15 protein-coding genes are annotated in these 16,735 nt (G+C 71.8%); 7 read left to right on the forward strand and 8 right to left on the reverse strand.

Features of this window, described 5'->3' with window-relative positions:
* Nucleotides 1-133 precede the first annotated feature (133 nt).
* Nucleotides 134-2,074: a glucans biosynthesis glucosyltransferase MdoH gene (mdoH, locus tag FV226_RS23510; protein WP_147764818.1), complete on the forward strand. Its 1,941-nt coding sequence runs from the start codon at nucleotides 134-136 to the stop codon at nucleotides 2,072-2,074.
* Nucleotides 2,075-2,124: 50 nt separating this feature from the next.
* On the opposite strand, the gene FV226_RS23515 is transcribed toward mdoH, so the two are convergent.
* Together FV226_RS23515 and FV226_RS23520 are read right to left on the reverse strand one after the other, a co-directional pair.
* Nucleotides 2,125-3,198 carry a catalase family protein gene (locus FV226_RS23515; protein WP_147764819.1) on the reverse strand — a complete coding sequence of 358 codons (1,074 nt, stop codon included), beginning with the start codon at nucleotides 3,196-3,198 and terminating at the stop codon, nucleotides 2,125-2,127.
* A 94-nt stretch (nucleotides 3,199-3,292) separates the two neighbouring features.
* Nucleotides 3,293-3,790, reverse strand: coding sequence for a hypothetical protein (locus tag FV226_RS23520; protein ID WP_147753311.1), 498 nt, complete (start codon nucleotides 3,788-3,790; stop codon nucleotides 3,293-3,295).
* 150 nt (nucleotides 3,791-3,940) lie between these two features.
* On the opposite strand from FV226_RS23520, the gene FV226_RS23525 reads away from it, so the two are divergent.
* The gene (locus tag FV226_RS23525) at nucleotides 3,941-4,168 is read left to right on the forward strand and encodes a hypothetical protein (protein ID WP_147753310.1); all 228 of its coding nucleotides are present in this window, start codon (nucleotides 3,941-3,943) and stop codon (nucleotides 4,166-4,168) included.
* A gap of 15 nt (nucleotides 4,169-4,183) precedes the next feature.
* Here the strand turns inward: FV226_RS23525 and FV226_RS23530 are convergent, their stop codons facing one another.
* Both FV226_RS23530 and zwf read right to left on the reverse strand, forming a co-directional pair.
* On the reverse strand, nucleotides 4,184-4,531 hold the full coding sequence (locus tag FV226_RS23530; RefSeq protein ID WP_187273770.1) for a hypothetical protein: 348 nt from the start codon (nucleotides 4,529-4,531) through the stop codon (nucleotides 4,184-4,186).
* Nucleotides 4,528-6,000 (reverse strand): glucose-6-phosphate dehydrogenase, encoded by a 1,473-nt coding sequence (gene zwf / locus FV226_RS23535; protein ID WP_147764820.1) that lies wholly within the window; start codon nucleotides 5,998-6,000, stop codon nucleotides 4,528-4,530. The genes FV226_RS23530 and zwf overlap by 4 nt, the downstream gene beginning before the upstream one ends.
* 246 nt (nucleotides 6,001-6,246) lie before the next feature.
* On the opposite strand from zwf, the gene FV226_RS23540 reads away from it, so the two are divergent.
* From FV226_RS23540 to FV226_RS23550, 3 genes are all read left to right on the forward strand, one after another.
* Nucleotides 6,247-6,531 (forward strand): hypothetical protein, encoded by a 285-nt coding sequence (locus FV226_RS23540; RefSeq protein WP_147764821.1) that lies wholly within the window; start codon nucleotides 6,247-6,249, stop codon nucleotides 6,529-6,531.
* Between the two features lie 40 nt (nucleotides 6,532-6,571).
* Nucleotides 6,572-7,009 carry a hypothetical protein gene (locus FV226_RS23545; protein ID WP_147764822.1) on the forward strand — a complete coding sequence of 146 codons (438 nt, stop codon included), beginning with the start codon at nucleotides 6,572-6,574 and terminating at the stop codon, nucleotides 7,007-7,009.
* 232 nt (nucleotides 7,010-7,241) lie between these two features.
* Complete coding sequence (locus tag FV226_RS23550) at nucleotides 7,242-7,538, forward strand: hypothetical protein (protein WP_147753307.1); 297 nt, start codon at nucleotides 7,242-7,244, stop codon at nucleotides 7,536-7,538.
* Between the two features lie 16 nt (nucleotides 7,539-7,554).
* On the opposite strand, the gene FV226_RS23555 is transcribed toward FV226_RS23550, so the two are convergent.
* The 3 genes from FV226_RS23555 to FV226_RS23565 all read right to left on the reverse strand — a co-directional run bounded on the left by FV226_RS23555 (nucleotide 7,555) and on the right by FV226_RS23565 (nucleotide 14,095).
* On the reverse strand, nucleotides 7,555-8,925 hold the full coding sequence (locus tag FV226_RS23555) for a hybrid sensor histidine kinase/response regulator (protein WP_147764823.1): 1,371 nt from the start codon (nucleotides 8,923-8,925) through the stop codon (nucleotides 7,555-7,557).
* Nucleotides 8,922-10,136 (reverse strand): FIST N-terminal domain-containing protein, encoded by a 1,215-nt coding sequence (locus tag FV226_RS23560; RefSeq protein WP_147764824.1) that lies wholly within the window; start codon nucleotides 10,134-10,136, stop codon nucleotides 8,922-8,924. Before FV226_RS23560 ends, FV226_RS23555 begins: the two co-directional genes overlap by 4 nt.
* A 164-nt stretch (nucleotides 10,137-10,300) precedes the next feature.
* On the reverse strand, nucleotides 10,301-14,095 hold the full coding sequence (locus FV226_RS23565) for a PAS domain S-box protein (protein WP_147764825.1): 3,795 nt from the start codon (nucleotides 14,093-14,095) through the stop codon (nucleotides 10,301-10,303).
* Between the two features lie 331 nt (nucleotides 14,096-14,426).
* Between FV226_RS23565 and FV226_RS23570 the strand changes: the two genes are divergently transcribed.
* Complete coding sequence (locus tag FV226_RS23570) at nucleotides 14,427-15,089, forward strand: response regulator transcription factor (protein ID WP_147764827.1); 663 nt, start codon at nucleotides 14,427-14,429, stop codon at nucleotides 15,087-15,089.
* Nucleotides 15,090-15,341: 252 nt separating this feature from the next.
* Nucleotides 15,342-15,731, forward strand: a complete 390-nt coding sequence (locus FV226_RS23575) for a hypothetical protein (protein ID WP_238272264.1) — start codon at nucleotides 15,342-15,344, stop codon at nucleotides 15,729-15,731.
* Nucleotides 15,732-15,764: 33 nt separating this feature from the next.
* Here the strand turns inward: FV226_RS23575 and FV226_RS23580 are convergent, their stop codons facing one another.
* Nucleotides 15,765-16,388 carry a ribonuclease D gene (locus tag FV226_RS23580; RefSeq protein WP_147764826.1) on the reverse strand — a complete coding sequence of 208 codons (624 nt, stop codon included), beginning with the start codon at nucleotides 16,386-16,388 and terminating at the stop codon, nucleotides 15,765-15,767.
* Nucleotides 16,389-16,735: the final 347 nt, after the last annotated feature.

Genomic DNA, 16,735 nt, shown 5'->3' on the forward strand with positions numbered 1-16,735 from the left:
TGGTTGCGGGGGAGCCTCGGGGCCGCCCTGCGCCGGCAGGCCGTGCCCCGGCCCGTCGCCCCGGCCCTCGCCGGCGCCGAGCCGCGGCCCCGCCGCCGGCGGGGTGTCCTCACCTTCGAGTTCGATGCGCTCCATGCCCGCCACGCGTCCCATTCCGTCCACGACCGCGCCGGCCTCCCACGCCGACGGGCGCCCTGTCGAGAGGTGCGGCGCCGAAACCTGGCAGCGCGACGGCCGTCGCAAGGCCGGCGCGCTGCTCGGGCGGCGGCTGGCGCTCGCCCTGCCCTCGCTCGGGGTCGGCGCCGTGATCGCGTGGCTCGCCGCACTCGCCGAGCCGGTGCGCGCCGACCCGACCGAGGCCTGGCTCGGGGGAACGGTACTGGTCCTGTTCGCGGTGGTCATGACCTGGCAGGCGTTCGTGGCGTGGCAGTACCTCTACGGCCTCGTCGCGTCCGGCTTCGGCGCGCGGGCGAAATCCGCCCTGGAGCGCCGTTCGGAGACGGTGCCGGCCCGCGCCTCGGGCCTGTCGCGCACGGCCGCGGTGGTGGCGATCCACGCCGAGGACCCGGTGGCGGTGTTTTCGGCGCTCCGGGTGATGGCGCGCTCGCTCGCCCGCGACGCCGTCGATGGCGGCGACATCGACCTGTTCGTCCTCTCCGACACCCGCGACGGCGCGATCGCCGCGGTGGAGGAGCACGAGTTCGCCCGCATCCAGGCTTGGCGCGAGACCGCCGGCCCCGGCATCCCCGAGATCCGCTATCGCCGCCGCACCGAGAACGTCGGGCGCAAGGCCGGCAACATCGCCGAGTTCACCCGCACCTACGGCCCCGAATACGATTTCATGATCGTGCTCGACGCCGACAGCCTGATGAGCGGCGCCACGATGCGCCGCCTCGCCCGGCTGATGGAGGAGAGCCCGGCCACCGGCCTGATCCAGACCGTCTCCTACGCCGCCGGCCGCGACACGTTGTTCGCCCGCATCCAGCAATTCGCCGTGCGGCTCTACGCGCCGCTGGCTTTGCGCTGCCTCGAGACCTGGCAGGGGCCGGAGGGCAGCTACTGGGGCCACAACGCGATCCTGCGGATCGCGGCCTTCGCCGACCACGCCCAGCTCCCTGTCCTGCCGGGGCGCGCGCCGCTCGGCGGCGAGATCCTGTGCCACGACATCGTCGAGGGCGGCATGCTGGTGCGCGCCGGGTGGGAGGTCCGCCTGCTGCCGGAGATGGGCGGCACCTGGGAGGAGATGCCGACGAACCTCGTCGACCTGCTCGGGCGGGAGCGCCGCTGGTGCCAGGGCAACATGCAGCACCTGCGCGTCCTGCCCTGGCCCGGCCTCAAGGCGGCGAGCCGCTGGCACCTCGCGGTCGGCATCGTCTCCTACGCGATGCTGCCGCTCTGGATCGCCTACCTCGTCGCCGGCACGTGGCTCGCCGCGCGCACGGGCGAGCTCGGCCTGCTCGGCTACGGGCTGACCGGCGCCGGCGCCGCCGCGCACGCGCTGGCCGCCCTCACCGTCACGGTGCTGGCGCTGCCGAAGCTCCTGAGCCTCGGCCACGCGCTCGCCGACAAAGGGCGCCGCGACGCCTTCGGCGGCACCCGCGCGCTGCTCGCGAGCGCGGCGCTCGAACAGGCGATCTGGGTGCTGCTCTGGCCGGTGATGACGCTGTTCACCGCCGGCGCCGTGATCTCGACCTTCTTCGGCCGGGTGGTGCGCTGGGACGCCCAGGCCCGCGACGACCGCAAGGTGAGCTGGGCCGAGGCCTGCCGCCTCCAGGCCGACGCCCTCGTGGTCGGCGCGCTGGCCGGCCTCGCGCTGGCCCTCGTCGGCGACCCGTGGCTCGCCCTGTGGCTGTCGCCGGTGGTGATCGCCCTGCTGACCAGCCCGGCCCAGAGCGTGCTGACGAGCCGCGCCGACCTCGGCCGGGCGGCCCGCGCCCGCGGCCTGTTCCTCACGATCGACGACACAGCCCAGGCCCCGGAGCTCGCCGACCTCGCCGGCACCCGCGCACCATCGCCTCCGAAGCGGCCCGCCCCGCGCGAGCCGGTCCGGGTCGCGGCCGCCGACGCGGCGTGAGCCCCGCTCCGGCTCGTCGATGAAACGCCCCGGGCGCCCTCTCGCGGCGCTCAGGCCGACGGTTCGTGGATCGGGCAACCGTTGAAGCGCTCGCGGAACTCGGCCGAGTGCTTGTAGGGCGCGTTGCGCGCCCGGTTGATGTTGCCGAGCGGACGGTGCGCGGCGAGCCCGGTCCAGACGCTGAAGCGCATCTGCTCGTCCACCGCCTGGACCCGGCCCGGCTCCCAGCTGTCCTGCGGGCGGACGGTGATCAGCCCGACCCGCTGGAACGGCGCCTCCGCCTCGTCCCATTCGACCGTCGGGTCCTCGACCGGCTGGCGCTCGCGATCGCGGCAGAGCTGCACCCTGAACTCCCACACCCCCTCGATGCCCTGCATCTCGGCGCTGACGGTCTCGCGGATCGCATTCGGCCGGCCGGAGGCGTCGATCTCGGTGCCGGTGAGCGCGGTCAACGCCGGGGCGACGGGGTCGATCGAGAACTTGGCGACATGGTCGCCGTACCGGAACGGGGTGACGCTGTAATAGGTCTCGCCGAGCGGGTCGACGTTCGGCGCGCCACCGAGGGCGCCCACGGTGGTGCTGTCGATGCCGACCGCGTGCAGCGCCTTGTTCACCCCGCGCAGCACGGTGGAGGCGGCGACCTTCAGGCCTTCGGCCCGGTCGGTGGTGCCCGCGAGCAGCTTGAGGCTGCCCAAGAACTTCTCGGCGTTCGGCGCCTGGAACACCTTGCCGTTGACGAAGATGAAGTTCTGCGTCGTCCCCTCGGCGCCGGGCAGGCGCTCGCCGGGCACGTCGAGCACCTTCAGGGCGAGACCGCGCGGCAGCGACACGGCGTCGGGCAGGATGTCGCCGGCGTTGGTCGAGAGCCGCATGTAGACCGGGTGCGTGCCGGGCGTGGCGAACAGGCCCTGCGCCAGCTCCGGGGCCAGGTTCGCGTCGATCGTCAGCACGCCTTCGAGGATGCCGTGCGACTTGGCGTGGACGGAGCGCACCGCGTGTCCCGAATCGTCGGCGACCCGCGTCAGGATGGTGTCGAAGGTCTGGTTCAGCCGCTCGATGGTCTGTCCCTCGTCGGGCGTCACCTGCTCGAGGTCGGGGCTGTAGCGGACGGGCATCGCGACCATGGGGGCCTCCGGATTTCGCTCGTGCGCAACGGATCTCCGGTGCATCCGTTCCCCGTCGCGAGCCCGCGCAGCGTCATCACAAGCCCGCGCAGCGTCATCCCGCCGAGCGGGAGGCCGTCACGACCCGCCGCATCAGCCGCGGGCGCCAGACGCCGAGGACGACGTTGGCGGTGGCGACGAACAGCAGCAGCCACAGGGTGTTGCGCTCCGGCCCGAGGGATTGGGCGAGCAGGCCGGGATCGAGGCGGCCGGCCAGCGCCTCGGCGCTCAACTCGGCCTCCTGCCGCATCGGCCCCTGCACGTAGACGAGCCCGCCCTCGAACATCAGCACGCCGGTGGCGAGCTTGGCCCAGGCCCAGACCGCCCGGTGAAAGGCGCGCTGCGCCAGGGCCAGCAGGCCGGACAGCAGGGTGAGCGCGAGCGAGGGCAGGAAGATCCAGGTGGCGACCGCACCCATCGCCCCGCGCATCAGCGCGTATCCGGCCCGGTCGGCGGTGGGCGGTACGAACACGAACAGCACCAGCAGGCAGGCCGCCGCCCCCATCAGGCCGATCGCGCCCATCGTGTGCAGGAACTTCAGGAGGCGTCGCACGGCGTTCCAACCCCCATTTGCCCGGGCCTCCGTCTCCCGCGGGCCGCGGCCAAGATAGGGTACGCCCGACGGGCGGGATAGCGCACGCGACACGCCGTCCCGGCCACCCGCACGCAGGCAACGGACGGCGCGCTCGCGGGTTGGCCCGGCATGACGAGCATCGCCATCATGATCGGGACGCCCGCGGGCTCGAAGCTCCTGGCGGCGGCGACCGAGCGGCAGGCCGCCCTCTCGGCCGAGCGGATCATCCTGCGCTGCCCGCGCGCCGCCCTGCCGGTGCCGCTCTGGGTCCAATGCGCCGACCCGGCGATCACCGCCCGGCTCAGCGCCTATCTCGGCGACCTTCAGGCCGAGCTGATCGGCGTCCCCGCAGCCTGAGGCCAGTCGATCCCGTCACGGCCCGTCTCGACCCTCTTGCATGCGCTCGACGCACCGGTATCCGACGAAGCACATCCGCACGTCACGGGTGGCCTCGAAGGCCGGCCGCGCCGTCAGCTCGATGGTGCAGAAGCCGCCGTCGCGGACGATCCGCTCGTAGGTCATCGCGCCGGTGGTCATCACCACGGCGCCGGCGCGGGCGACGAGGGCGGCGGCGTCCGCGCAGGTCAGCGCCCGGGTGTCGGGCCGCGCGCCGCCCGGCGATCCGCTCGGGGCGTAGTCCTGCCCGGTGCCGGGGCCTTCGGCGAGCGCCGGCGTCGCGAGGAGCGCGAGGCCTGCCAGACAGCGTGCGAACGAGGTCATCGAAGCTCCTCATGCCAGGTCCGCCCGTCGCGCTCGATCAGGGCGATGGCGGCGGTGGGGCCCCAGCTGCCGGCGGGGTAGGCGCGCGGCGGTTCCCGGCGGTCGGCCCAGGCCTTGAGCAGGCTGTCGGCCCAGGCCCAGGCGACCTCGACCTCGTCGCGGCGCATGAACAGGGTGGCGTTGCCGCGCACCACGTCCATCAGCAGGCGCTCGTAGGCGTCCGGGTAGCGCTGCTTGAAGGTCTCCTCGAAGGAGATGTCGAGGTTGGTCGGCCGGAGGCGCATGCCGCCGGGGCCGGGATCCTTGGTCATCACCTCGAGCTTCATCCCCTCCTGCGGCTGCAGGCGGATGACGAGGCGGTTCGGCTCGCGCCCGAACGACTCCTCGGGAAAGATCGAGAACGGCGCGGCGCGGAACTGCACCACGATCTCGGAGAGCTTCTGCGGCAGGCGCTTGCCGGTGCGCAGGTAGAACGGCACGCCGGCCCAGCGCCACGACTGAACCTCGACCTTGCAGGCCACGAAGGTCTCGGTGCGGCTGTCGTGCCCGAGCTCGTTGAGGTAGCCCTCCACCGGCTTGCCGTCGACGGCGCCCTGCACGTACTGGCCACGCACCGTCACCTGCTGCACGTCGCCGGCCGTGATCGGTTTCAGGGCGCGCAGCACCTTGAGCTTCTCGTCGCGCACCGAGTTGGCATCGAGGTTGAGCGGGCTCTCCATCGCGGTCAGGCACAGGAGCTGCAGGATGTGGTTCTGCAGCATGTCGCGCAGCGCCCCCGACGTGTCGTAGTAGCCGGCCCGGCCCTCGACGCCGACGGTCTCGGCCACCGTGATCTGGACGTGGTCGATCACGTCCGCCGTCCAAAGCCGGTCGAAGATCGTGTTGGCGAAGCGGAGCGCCAGCAGGTTCTGCACCGTCTCCTTGCCGAGGTAGTGGTCGATCCGGAAGATCTGCTCTTCCGGAAACACCTCGCCGACCGCGTCGTTGATCGCGCGGGCCGACTTGAGGTCCTTGCCGATCGGCTTCTCCAGAACGACGCGGGACTTCTCGCCGACGAGGCCGAACTTGGCGAGGTTCCGGCAGATCGAGCCGTAGAGGTCGGGCGAGGTCGCGAGGTAGAACGGGCGCACCTGGTCGGGCCGCTCGTCGAGCTTGGCCACGAGGTCGGGCCAGCCGTCGTCGCCGGCCCCGTCCACCGCCACGTAGTCGAGGTGGTCGAGGAAGGCGGCGAGCGTCGCCTCGTCGAGGTCGTCGGCCGCCACGAAGCGCTTCAGCGCGTCCCGCGTGCGGGCGCGAAACGCCTCGACCGCAAGTTCCGAGCGCGAGGCGCCGATGATCCGGGAGGTCGGCGGGATCTGGCCGTCCTTGTAGCGGTGGTACAGGGCCGGCAGCAGCTTGCGGGTGGTGAGGTCGCCGGTCGCGCCGAACACGACGTAGTCGAAGGAGGCGACGGGAATGATGGTGGCCAAGGGCTGCTCCCGGTTTGATGCGGCGGCGCGGATGTCCGCCCGCGGACGACTCGCGCGGCCGGCCCGATCCCACCCCGCGGCTTAGGCCTTTGCAATTGCTTCGCCAAGGTTTGGGCGACGGCAGGGCCGGGGGCGTGCGCCGCCGTTAAGCACGTCGCTTAGCGAGATGTTCAAGTCGGGACGGCATTCTCACGCTGCGGCCGGTCATGCGGTCCATCGAAGGCGCCCCGGGAGGTCGGTCCGGCCATGCACCAGGATGACGAGCGGTACGCGCGCGACGCGGATTGGGACGAGCCGCGGCCGCGACGCCGGGGCGTGTTCGGGCGGGCGTTCTCGCTCCTCAAGCTCGCGCTGTTCCTCGCCCCGATGGCGCTGTTCGCCGCGAGCTACCTCGTGACCGATTGCGGGTCGCGCGCCGGCGCCGGCCTCGGCCAGCTGTTCAAGGCCGGCGCCTGCGCCCGCGGCGAGATCCTGAACGGCGCCCTGTCGCTCCCCACCGACCTCGCCGCCCTGCGCCGGGCGATGAACTGATTTCGGTCCGCGGCCGGTTTAGCCACGACACCGAGCCCCCATGCGCCCTCTTCTGAACGAGCCGACCATGTACGCCCACCCCACCGACGGCGCCGCACCGCGCCCGCTCACCGACGCGGAGCGGGCGCGCACCCGCCTGAACCGAATCGTGGCGCCCGCGCAGAACCCGGACAGCCTGACCCGGCCGGAGACCCAGGCCGCGTCGGCCGCGCCGCGCCGGCCCCGGCACGGCGCGGGCAAGCGCGAGGGCTTCCGCCTCGGCTGGGGCAGCTGGCTGGTGATCGAGATCCTCGTCATCGCCATCGCCGCCGCCGCGTTCCTGGCCTGGCCGCCGACCTCCGCCTGCCGCGAGCAGGAGGCGAAGCTCGGCTTCTATGCCGGCGACACCCTCGGCAAATGCATCCGCCGCGGCATCGCCGCCCGCATCGACGACGCCGACCAGCGCCTCAAGATGCTGTTGCGCGGCTCGGGACGGTGACTCAGTCGCGAAACATCCAGCCCCGACGAAACAAGGCGCGCCTCTTGGCAGAGGTGCGCCCTGGAAGTTGGTTCCGGTCTCGTGAAGGAACGGAATTTCGATACGGCGTCGGGCCTGCGCGGACAAGGTCTGGTCGGCGGTATACCAGAGTTGTGGCCGTGTCGTCGGATGGTCACATGGGTTAAGCTTCGCCGCCGGAATCGACCGACCGGTTGCGTCGAGGAGACCACACATGGCGTCCATCGCGGAAGTCGCGGCGACGATGCGCGACGTCGTCACGCCGGGGATGAAGCCGAAGGAGATCCGCGCCGCGATCCGGGAGAAGCACCCGGAGGCAAGCAAGAAGGAGATCGTCCGCGCCGCCTTCTACGCCCTGGCCGAGGCTCCGGCGGGCGCGTTGGCGGACCTGCACGGCTTCGCCCTGTCCGAGCGCGGCGCCGACGAGGAGGCCGACACCCTCGTCCGGGCGCGCAAGCGCAAGCGGAAGAAGCATGCCCCCGCTGCAACCGAGGTCGCGCCGGCGGCCTGATCGCCGGGCGCCGCCCTCACGCCAGCAGGTAGGTCAGCAGCGCGCGCAGCTGCGCCGGCTTGATCGGCTTGTGCATGAGTTCTGCGCCCAGGCGCGCCGCCTCCGCCGCGATCTCGGGGGCGTGGTCCGCGGTGGTGACGATCACCGGCAGCGGCGCGGTACGCCCGGCCCTGAGCGTGACGGCGACGTCGAGGCCGCAGGCGCCGTCGTCGAGGTGGTAGTCGAGGATCAGGATGTCTGGCTCGAGGCCGCCCGCGCGCAGGGCCGCGTTGACGCCGGCCAGGTCGCGGAAGGTGGCGACCTCGGCGTCCCAGGTCTGGAGCAGGCGCGTGAGCGCGTCGGCGGTGGCGGCGTCGTTCTCGACGACGACGACGCGAGCGCCCGAGAGCCGCGTCGCCACCGGCAGCGGGCGCGTCTCGGCCTCCGCCCCGGCCGGCGTGTCGCTCTCCGGCACGGTGAGCGACACCCGCGTGCCGTGACCGGGGCGGGAAGCGAGTGCCAGCGGGTGGTCGAGGGCCAGCGCCATGCGGCGCACGATCGAAAGCCCCAGGCCGAGACCCGGGCCGTCGGCTTCGGCTCCACCGGAATCGCCCGCGGCGGCGCTGCCGCGGTAGAACTCGTCGAACACCAGCGCGTGCTCGTCGGCGGCGATGCCGCAGCCGGAATCCATCACGTCGATCCGCACGGCGCCGGCGCGGCGGCGGGCGACCAGGGCGACGCCGCCGGAGGCGGTGTAGCGGATCGCGTTGGAGAGCAGATTCTGCAGGATGCGCCGCAGCAGCAGGCCGTCGCTCAACACCGCCAGGTCCGGGCTGCGCACCAGCAGGCGCAGGCCCTTGCGCGCGGCGAACGGCGTGAAGCTCGCCGCCAGCCCGGCCAGCAGGTCGGGCAGCGCGACCGGCCGCACCTGCGGGCGGACGATGCCGGCATCGAGCTTGGAGATGTCGAGCAGGGTCTTGATCAGGTCCTCGATGGTCTGCAGCCCGCGCTCGACCTGCGCCCCGATCAGGCTCGCCTCCGGCCCGAGCGGCAGGTCGGCGAGCGCCGAGATCGAGAGCCGGGCGGCGTTCAGCGGCTGCAGCAGGTCGTGGCTCGCGGCGGCGAGGAACCGGGTCTTGGAGCGGTTGGCGGTCTCGGCCTCGTCCTTGGCCGCCGCCAGCGCCTCGTTCGAGCGCTCCAGGCGGTGCATCAGCGCCGTCATCTCCTCGGTGCGGGTGCGGATGCGCCCCTCGAGGGTGATCGCGGTCTGGAACAGGGCGTAGGCGCCGCCGCGCTGGTCGGTGCTGCGCTCGACATGGGCCATCAGCGCGGCGTTGATCCGCTCCAGCTTGGCGATGCGCCGGCGCAGGGACGCCTCGCCCGCCAGCCCGGGCGGGTGCAGGGTCATGGGGTCGCCGGAGGGGCCGGCGGCGCGTCGGCCGGCCTCATCACATCAGCCGGTCGCTTGCCGATGGCGATGCCGGTCAGGGTCTGGTTGAGGTGCATCGCCCGGTACTGCTCGCCGTAGGTCTCGAAGCCGACCATGTCGTAGCGGCGGTAGAGGTCGGCGATGCCCTGGCGCACCTGCCGGCTCTCGGCGTCGAGGCGGCGCAGCACGCACTCGAAGCCGATGATCAGGTCGACGCCGCCGAGCGCCAGATCGAGCCGGGCGAGCTTGGCCCGGGTGGTGGCGACGATGTCGCGCGGCTCGGCGAGCGTCAGCACCACGCCCTCGTCGATCGCGCAGAAGAAGCTGAGGGAGCCGTCGGCGTTGAGCCGCCGGATCGAGCGGCAGAAGTACTCGCCGCCGACCTTCACCGCGAGCGGGTAGGCGGCAAAGCTCATCGGTGTCAGCCGCTCAGGGTCGAGCCCCACCGCCATGGCGTATTCGCGCGCGGCCGGCTCCGCGTTCAGCTCGTAGACGGTGCGGGCCTCGCCGTTCGAGGCGGTCACCACGAACTTGACGTCGGTCGGCTCGAAGTTGTCGCTCTTGAAGATCTGCACCGGGAAGTCGCTCTCGACGAGCAGCAGCACGGCGGCGTTGCGGTGGATCGCGCCGCCATGCAGCAGCACCGCGTCGCGGAAGGTGAGGCCGTCGCCGGCCGAGCCGCCGACGAGGGGGATGCCCTCCAGAGCCCAGGTGATGGCCGAGACCACCGTCTCCTCGGCGTTGGTCATCCCGTCGATCAGCGAGAGCGCGAAGCACCGGGTCGGCTGGGTGTGGGCGGGCCCCTGCGGCTCCAACCGGCGGCGCAGGGCCCGCACCGCGCCCGCGGTGCGCTCGACGTCGAGGTGGTCGATCGCGTCGAGCACCGTCGAGACGATGCGGAAGCCGTCGGCCGGGAACGCGATCGCCACCAGGCCGCGGTCGAGCCCGCCGGCCGGGGCGATCCCGCCCGACATGGTGCAGCCGGCGATCTCGGCCCGCGGAAACGCCTCGGCGAGCCGACGGTTCAGGGTCTCGGGGTCGTAGTCGGGGGAGAAGAACACCAGGAGCCGCGCCACCCCGGCGCCGAACGCCCGCGCGATCTCGGCCACGGCCTCGCCGGCGGAGCCGCGCTCCGTCCAGGCCGTTCTGATGCCGCACAGATGCGTGCGCACCTGCGTTCCGTCCGCCACGTCCCGCTCCCGATCGTCGTCCGCCCCCGGTTGATCCGCGGGTTGTTGAAGTGCGCGAGTATGTGGCGCGCCATCGAAACCTGCAACGGGGCCGGAAACCCCGAGCCGCCGCTTGGGGATGTTCGAGACGGGGTCCTTCGGCCCGCGGCGCACCGACGCCCGAGCTACGTGTTCGCGATCGATCGGGCGCCGCCGGCCTGCGTCTCCCGAAGCAGGACCAGCGATGCCGCCTTCGCCTGGCGGCAGAGCGAGCGGACCTGCTCCAAGTCTTGCCGGAACACCTCCAGCCCCTCGCCGACCACGCGCTGCTCGTGGATGCCCTCCAGCGCCCGGCAGGCATCGGACAACGCCGTGAAGCCGAGCATGCCGGTCGAGCTGGTGAGCGTATGTGCTTCGAAGCGAAGCTGGTCGCGTTCCTCCACCGAGGCATCGCCGCCGAGGAAGCTCGCGCCCAACTCGTCGGCCAGCGCCTCCAGCAGGCTGGCCAACCGCTCGGGCCTGACCTGCGCCGACATCGCGTCGTAGGTCTGCTGATCGGGCAGGGCGGCACGAAGCCCGGCATCGCTCAGATCGGACGGCGCGGTTCCGGCGTTCCAAGCCAGCGACTTGTCGATCAGGCGGTAGAGCGCCGCCCGCTCGAACGGCTTGCCGATGTGGTCGTCCATGCCGGCCGCGCGGAAGGCCTCGATTTGGTCCGTCAGCACGTTGGCGGTCATGGCGACGATCGGCACGGTCGCGGCGTGGGTGCCGAGGGCGCGAATGCGGCGCGTGGCGGTCAGCCCGTCCATGCCGGCCATCTGCACGTCCATCAGCACGAGGTCGTAGCGGCTCCGCTCCACCGCCCGGATCGCCGCCTCGCCGTCGTCGACCACGTCGACCGTGTGGCCCCCGACCTCGAGGACGGCGCGCGCCAGCTCCTGGTTGATCGCGTTGTCCTCGACGAGGAGCAGGTGGCCCGAGCGCCGCGCCGCCGGAGCCTGCGTGACGAGGGCGATACTGCGCGCCACCGTCCCGTGCGGCAGCACCACCGAGAACCAGAACGTGGCGCCGACGCCCTCGTCGGACAGGACGCCGATCTCGCCGCCCATCAGGTCGATGAGCTGCCGGCTGATGGCGAGGCCGAGGCCGGTCCCGCCGAAATCCCGCCCGATCGAGCCGTCCACCTGCGAGAAGCGCCGGAACAGGCGGTCCTGCTTGTCCCGGGCGATGCCGATGCCGGTGTCGGCCACGCTGAAGCGCAGGCGCTCGCCGGCCTCGGTCGCGCCACCGTGCTGGACGCTCAGGGTGACGGAGCCGCGCGCCGTGAACTTGATCGCGTTGTTGAGCAGGTTGAGCAGCACCTGCCGCAGCCGCCCCTCGTCGCCCACCAAGCCCTTGGGCAGGGCCGGATCGATCACCGCCCGGACCTCCAGGCCCTTCCCGGCGGCGGCGCCGCGCACGATCGCGAGGCTGTTGTAGACCAGCGCACGCGGGTCGAAGGCCTGCCGGTCGAGGGCGACGGCACCGGCCTCGACCTTGGAGAAGTCGAGGATGTCGTTGACCACCATGAGCAGGGACGCGCTCGACGTGCGCACCAGCTCGGCCTGGCGCTGCAGGTCCTGGGGCAGGCGGCCGGAGGCGACCATCAGGTCGGTGAAGCCGATGATGGCGTTGAGCGGCGTGCGGATCTCGTGGCTCATCGCGGCGAGGAAGTCGGTCTTGGCCGCGCTCGCGCGTTCCGCCGACGCCTTGGCGTCGGCAAGGGCCTCTCCTTGCGCGCGGCGCTCCGAGACGTCGCGGAAGGTGGCGACGATCGTCGGCTCGCCGGCCTGGGCGTCCGGGATGCGCCGGAACACGCCCTCGACCCAGATCCAGCCGCGCGCCTTGTTCCGCGCCCGGTACTCGCACGTCGCCTCCGCCTGGCCGCGGGACAGCATGCGCGTCGCCGCGTAGAGCAGGCCGAGGTCGTCGGGGTGGACGTAGTCGGCGAGCCGCATCGCGCCGAGCTCTTCGGGCGCGTAACCGAGGAGGCGCTCGGAGGCCGGCGAGATGTACGAGCGCCGGCCGTCGTCGTGGCCGAGGATGATCAGCTCGCCGGTGTTCTCCGCCAGCAGGCGGAAACGGTGCTCGCTCGCGCGGATGCGCTGCTCGGCCTCCACCCGGGCGGTGATGTTCCGGGTCGAGGCGACGCAGCCGAGGGGTCGGCCCGCGGCGTCTTGGACCAGGCGGTAGCCGACCTCGACCCAGACGTAGTCCCCGTCCTTGCGGCGGTAGCGCTGGCGCTTCAGCGCCTCGGTCCGCCGGCCGTCCCCGAGCTCCGCGAGGAGGGCGGCGACCGCGGGCCGGTCCTCGGGGTGCACCATGTCGATCGGTTTCGTCCCGATCAGCTCCTCGGGCTCGTAGCCGAGGAGCCCGCGCGAGGCGGGCGAGACGTAGCGGCGGGTGGTGTCGAGGTCGACCTGGACGATCATGTCGCTGGTGTGGTCGGCCAGCAGCCTGTAGCGCGCCTCGCTGTCGATCACGGCGCGCTCGGTCTGGCGCAGGTCGGTCACGTCCATGACGGTCCCGAACACCGCCGTCGTGGCCCCGGCCGCGTCCTGCTCGCACAGGCCGCGGCAGACGATGTCGCGGAAGCGGCCGTCGGACGTGACGATGCGGGCAGCGAAGGAGAAGCTTTGGCCGGTCTCGACCGCGTCCGCGACGTGGCGCGCGACGGCCTCGCGGTCGTCCGGGTGGTAGAAAGCGAGCGCAGCGTCGAGAGAGGGTGGCCCGGCTTCCGGGTCGCGGCCATGGATGCGGAACACCTCGTCGGACCAGAACAGGGCGTTTCCGGGCAGCTCAATGCGCCAGTGGCCGATATGGGCGATCTGCGCGGCGAGGCTCAGCAGGCGGTTGGCCTCCTGCGCCCGGCCCTCGGCCTGGCGGGCGACGCCCTCCTTCTCGGCCAGGGTCGCGTTGGTCCGCGCCAGCGCCGCCCGCTGCCGGCTGCCGCGCTCCAAGCCACGCAGTAGAACGAGGATCACGGCCAGCAGCACGGCCGTCACGATGGCGCCGGCGACCTGGGCGTGCAGCCGCTCGGCGGCCAGCGGAGCCATCACCGCGTCGAGGGATTTGCCGACGTTGACGATGAGCGGCAGCGTCCCGACCGAGCGATAGCCGTAGATGCGGGTGACGTGATCGTAGGGACTCGCCATCCGGAACGAGTCCGAGGTCTTTTGTTGAAATTGTTGGAAGTATTTGCTGGGCAGGTCGAGGGTGCGGGTGTCCAGCTCGTACATGCCCGCTGTCTGTGGCGCGCGGGCGCGCACGAAGCCGTCGTTGCCAACGAGGGCGATGCTGCCCTGGGGGCCGAGGTCGAAGGCCTTGAACTGGCCGGCCAGGTAATCGGGATCGATCGAGGTGACGATGACGCCGGCGAAGCGTCCGTCGGGGTGGGCGAGCCGCCGCGCCACCTGCATCACGTAGGCGCCGGTGATCCGACCCTTCAGCGTGCGATCGATGTAGAGGCCCTGGTCCGGGTTCGCGGCCAGCGCCTGGAAGTACGCCCGGTCGCGGACGTTGATGCGCGGCGAGCCCGCCGGCAGCGGCGTGCGCGCATAGAGAAGGTCCCCGTGCTCGTCGAACAGGGTCATCTGGTGGACGACGTGCTCGAGGGATGTCGCGCGCCGGAGCCAGGCGTGGAAGTCGAACGTCTTGGGGTCGCGGAAGAAGTCGTCGGCGATGAAGCCCATGACTTGGTCGACGCCGACGAGGAGCCGCTCGACGTGCTGCTCGACCCCGACCGACAGGTTGACCACGTCGCGGGTCGCCTGCTCCCTGGCGGTCTGCTCGCGCAGGTGCAGGTGGTACGACAGGCCGACCCACACGACGGCGATCGTGAGCAGGCCCGCCACGAGGACGAGGATCTGGAAGGCGTCCGTCGCCGGGCGCTTGGTCGGGACGGTGGCATCGGGCTGCGCCCGATGCGACGAGGTTGACATAAGGCGGTCCGAGATCGAGCAAGCCGGCACCCGCCCGTTCGAAGCCCGGTCGTGCCGGCTCCGCGTTCGGGTGCTCGCGCGAACAAACGGAGTGCGGTCGGCGAAATCCAATCACGTCCCGAAGACCCGCCGCGATCGCAGGCCGATGTTGCAGGCGAGGAACACGTCCGCGCCGCACCCGTGACGGCCCGGATCGGGCTGGCGGAGATCCGCCGCGTCTCACCATCCGCCGCCCGTAGGGGCGCACCCCGGGACTTGGCCGAAGGGGGCGAATGTGCAACGCCTGATTGGCGGCGGCGGCTATCCTGCGGCCGGCCGGGCGGACGAAGCCATGGAACTCCTGATCGTCGACGACCACCCGCTGTTCCGCGAGGCGCTCGCCAGCACGATCGGGCTGTCCTACCCGGAGGCGGTGCTGCACGAGGCCGACGGGATCGCCTCGGCGTGTGCCGTGCTCGCCGCCCACCGCGACATCGAGCTGACGCTGCTCGACCTGTCGATGCAGGGCGTCTCGGGCTTCGACGGCCTCGTCACCATCCGCGCCCGCTTCCCCCGCGTGCCGATCCTGGTGGTCTCGGGCCACGAGGAGCCGCGCATCATGCGCGAGGCGTTGCACCATGGCGCCGCCGGCTTCGTGCCGAAGGCGGTCGACAAGGCGACGCTGACGCAGGCGATCCGGGACGTGCTCTCCGGCGCGCTCTCGATTCCCGCCGGCCTCACCGAGACGAGCCCGCCCGCCCGCGGCGCGGGCCGCAAGGCGCCGCTGGCCGCGCGCATGGCCCGGCTGACGCCGCAGCAGGTGCGGGTGCTGACGATGATCCGCCAGGGCAAGCTCAACAAGCAGATCGCCCACGAACTCCAAGTCGGCGATTCGACCGTGAAGGCTCACGTTTCCGAGATCTTGCGCAAGCTCGAGGTGATCAGCCGCACGCAGATCGTGATCGACACCGCGGCGTTGGATTTCGACCGCCCACAGGACACCCACGCGGGCTAAGAGGCGGCATTATCCTGCAACCGGCACCGGGATTTGCTGCGCGAGGCAGCAACGCCCGGCATTCGATTTAACATTTGCGAAATTCGCTCGTGCTCGACTGGTCCTTCGCCGGCCGCGCGAACTCTTGTCGGCTTCGAGCCCGGACGCGACCTTCGACTCGACGACCGGACCGCCCAGCGCGTCCAACGGTTGCCTCGCGGAGGCGACGCCCCATCTTTCCGGCGTGGGCGGCTTCAGCGAACAGGATCGACCGTGACCGTTTCTCCGACCATCCGCCTCCGGGCGCCCGCCCGCATGGGTGTCCTCGTGGGCGTCCTCGCCCTCCTGCCGGCGCTCGGCCACGCGCAGGAGATGCCGCGCATCGACAGGGCCCACAACGCCTTCCTGATCCACGGCAACTTCTGCGGCCCGGGCAACCGCGGGCCGAACCACCCGCCGGTGGACGCCCTCGACCTCGCCTGCGCCCACCACGACGCCTGCACGCCGGACCGCGCCTCCGGCCGGCTGGCGCACTGCGCCTGCAACGACCGCCTGCGCGAGGAGGCCGGCCTCGTCGCCCGCGATCCGCGCACGCCGCGGCCGGTGCGCGACACCGCGCAGTTCATCTCCGACGGTGCCGACCTGTTGCCATGCGACGACTGACGGCCCCCGGCCCGGTTGCCCCGCCGGGCCGCCTCAGGTGTGCGCGAAGATGTCGACCTCGGGCCAGCCGTCGAGGTCGAGCCGCGCGCGGGTCGGCAGGAAGGCGAAGCAGGCCTCGGCCAGGTCCGCCCGGTCTTCGCGGGCCAGCATCCGGTTCAGCCGGTCGCGCGCCGCATGAAGGTGGAGCACGTCGGACGCCGCGTACTCCACCTGCGCCGGCGTGAGCGTGTCGGCGCCCCAATCCGAGGATTGCTGCGCCTTCGACAGATCGACGCCGACGCATTCGCGGACCACGTCCTTGAGCCCGTGCCTGTCGGTGTAGGTGCGCGCGAGCTTCGAGGCGATCTTGGTGCAGTAGACCGGCGCCGGCATCACCCCGAGCGCCCGGTACAACACCGCCAGGTCGAACCGCGCATAGTGGAAGATCTTCTGGACGCCTGCGTCGGCGAGGACGGATTTCAGAACCTCCGGCACCGGCCCATCGCGAAAAATCTGCACCACGTCGGCCGACCCGTCCCCCTTCGAGACCTGGACGACGCAGAGCCGGTCGCGATGCGGGTTGAGCCCCAGCGTCTCGGTGTCGACGGCGATCGCCGCCCCCGGATCGTACCCGGCCGGCAGGTCGCCGCGATGCAGACGGATGGTGTGGCTCGGCATGTTCTTGGATCTTGTTCTTGGATCTTGGCGGTGGGGGAATTTTTGGCGGGTATCACCCTGGCTGGTGGGGGACAAGGTTGGGGCGCGACAGCGCTGTTTCGATGGGTTTGAACGACTGCTGGCGATCTCGCGACGCTCGCGATAGCTCACACGGATGTTCTGGAAGCGCTCGACGCGCCGTGTGATCTCGTGGTCCGAAACCGGCCCCACGTACTTCTGAGTGTGTTTCGGCGTGCAACTTTGACCCCGTGAGGCGGGGGATCGGCGTCCAATTCTGACCCCCTAACCTCGTTCTCGCAGACTGCCCTCCGGTACGGCCGGAAGGGTGGTGTAGGGGGATGAAGGGC

The sequence above is a fragment of the Methylobacterium sp. WL12 genome, assembly GCF_008039475.1.
Taxonomy (GTDB): domain Bacteria; phylum Pseudomonadota; class Alphaproteobacteria; order Rhizobiales; family Beijerinckiaceae; genus Methylobacterium; species Methylobacterium cerastii.

Excerpts from the sequence above, each read along its gene's own strand:
- mdoH (WP_147764818.1), top strand. The coding sequence starts at position 134 with ATGCCCGCCACGCGTCCCATTCCGTCCACGACCGCGCCGGCCTCCCAC.
- FV226_RS23515 (WP_147764819.1), bottom strand. The coding sequence starts at position 3,198 with ATGGTCGCGATGCCCGTCCGCTACAGCCCCGACCTCGAGCAGGTGACG.
- FV226_RS23525 (WP_147753310.1), top strand. The coding sequence starts at position 3,941 with ATGACGAGCATCGCCATCATGATCGGGACGCCCGCGGGCTCGAAGCTC.
- FV226_RS23530 (WP_187273770.1), bottom strand. The coding sequence starts at position 4,531 with ATGACCTCGTTCGCACGCTGTCTGGCAGGCCTCGCGCTCCTCGCGACG.
- FV226_RS23540 (WP_147764821.1), top strand. The coding sequence starts at position 6,247 with ATGCACCAGGATGACGAGCGGTACGCGCGCGACGCGGATTGGGACGAG.
- FV226_RS23545 (WP_147764822.1), top strand. The coding sequence starts at position 6,572 with ATGCGCCCTCTTCTGAACGAGCCGACCATGTACGCCCACCCCACCGAC.
- FV226_RS23550 (WP_147753307.1), top strand. The coding sequence starts at position 7,242 with ATGGCGTCCATCGCGGAAGTCGCGGCGACGATGCGCGACGTCGTCACG.
- FV226_RS23555 (WP_147764823.1), bottom strand. The coding sequence starts at position 8,925 with ATGACCCTGCACCCGCCCGGGCTGGCGGGCGAGGCGTCCCTGCGCCGG.
- FV226_RS23565 (WP_147764825.1), bottom strand. The coding sequence starts at position 14,095 with ATGTCAACCTCGTCGCATCGGGCGCAGCCCGATGCCACCGTCCCGACC.
- FV226_RS23570 (WP_147764827.1), top strand. The coding sequence starts at position 14,427 with ATGGAACTCCTGATCGTCGACGACCACCCGCTGTTCCGCGAGGCGCTC.
- FV226_RS23580 (WP_147764826.1), bottom strand. The coding sequence starts at position 16,388 with ATGCCGAGCCACACCATCCGTCTGCATCGCGGCGACCTGCCGGCCGGG.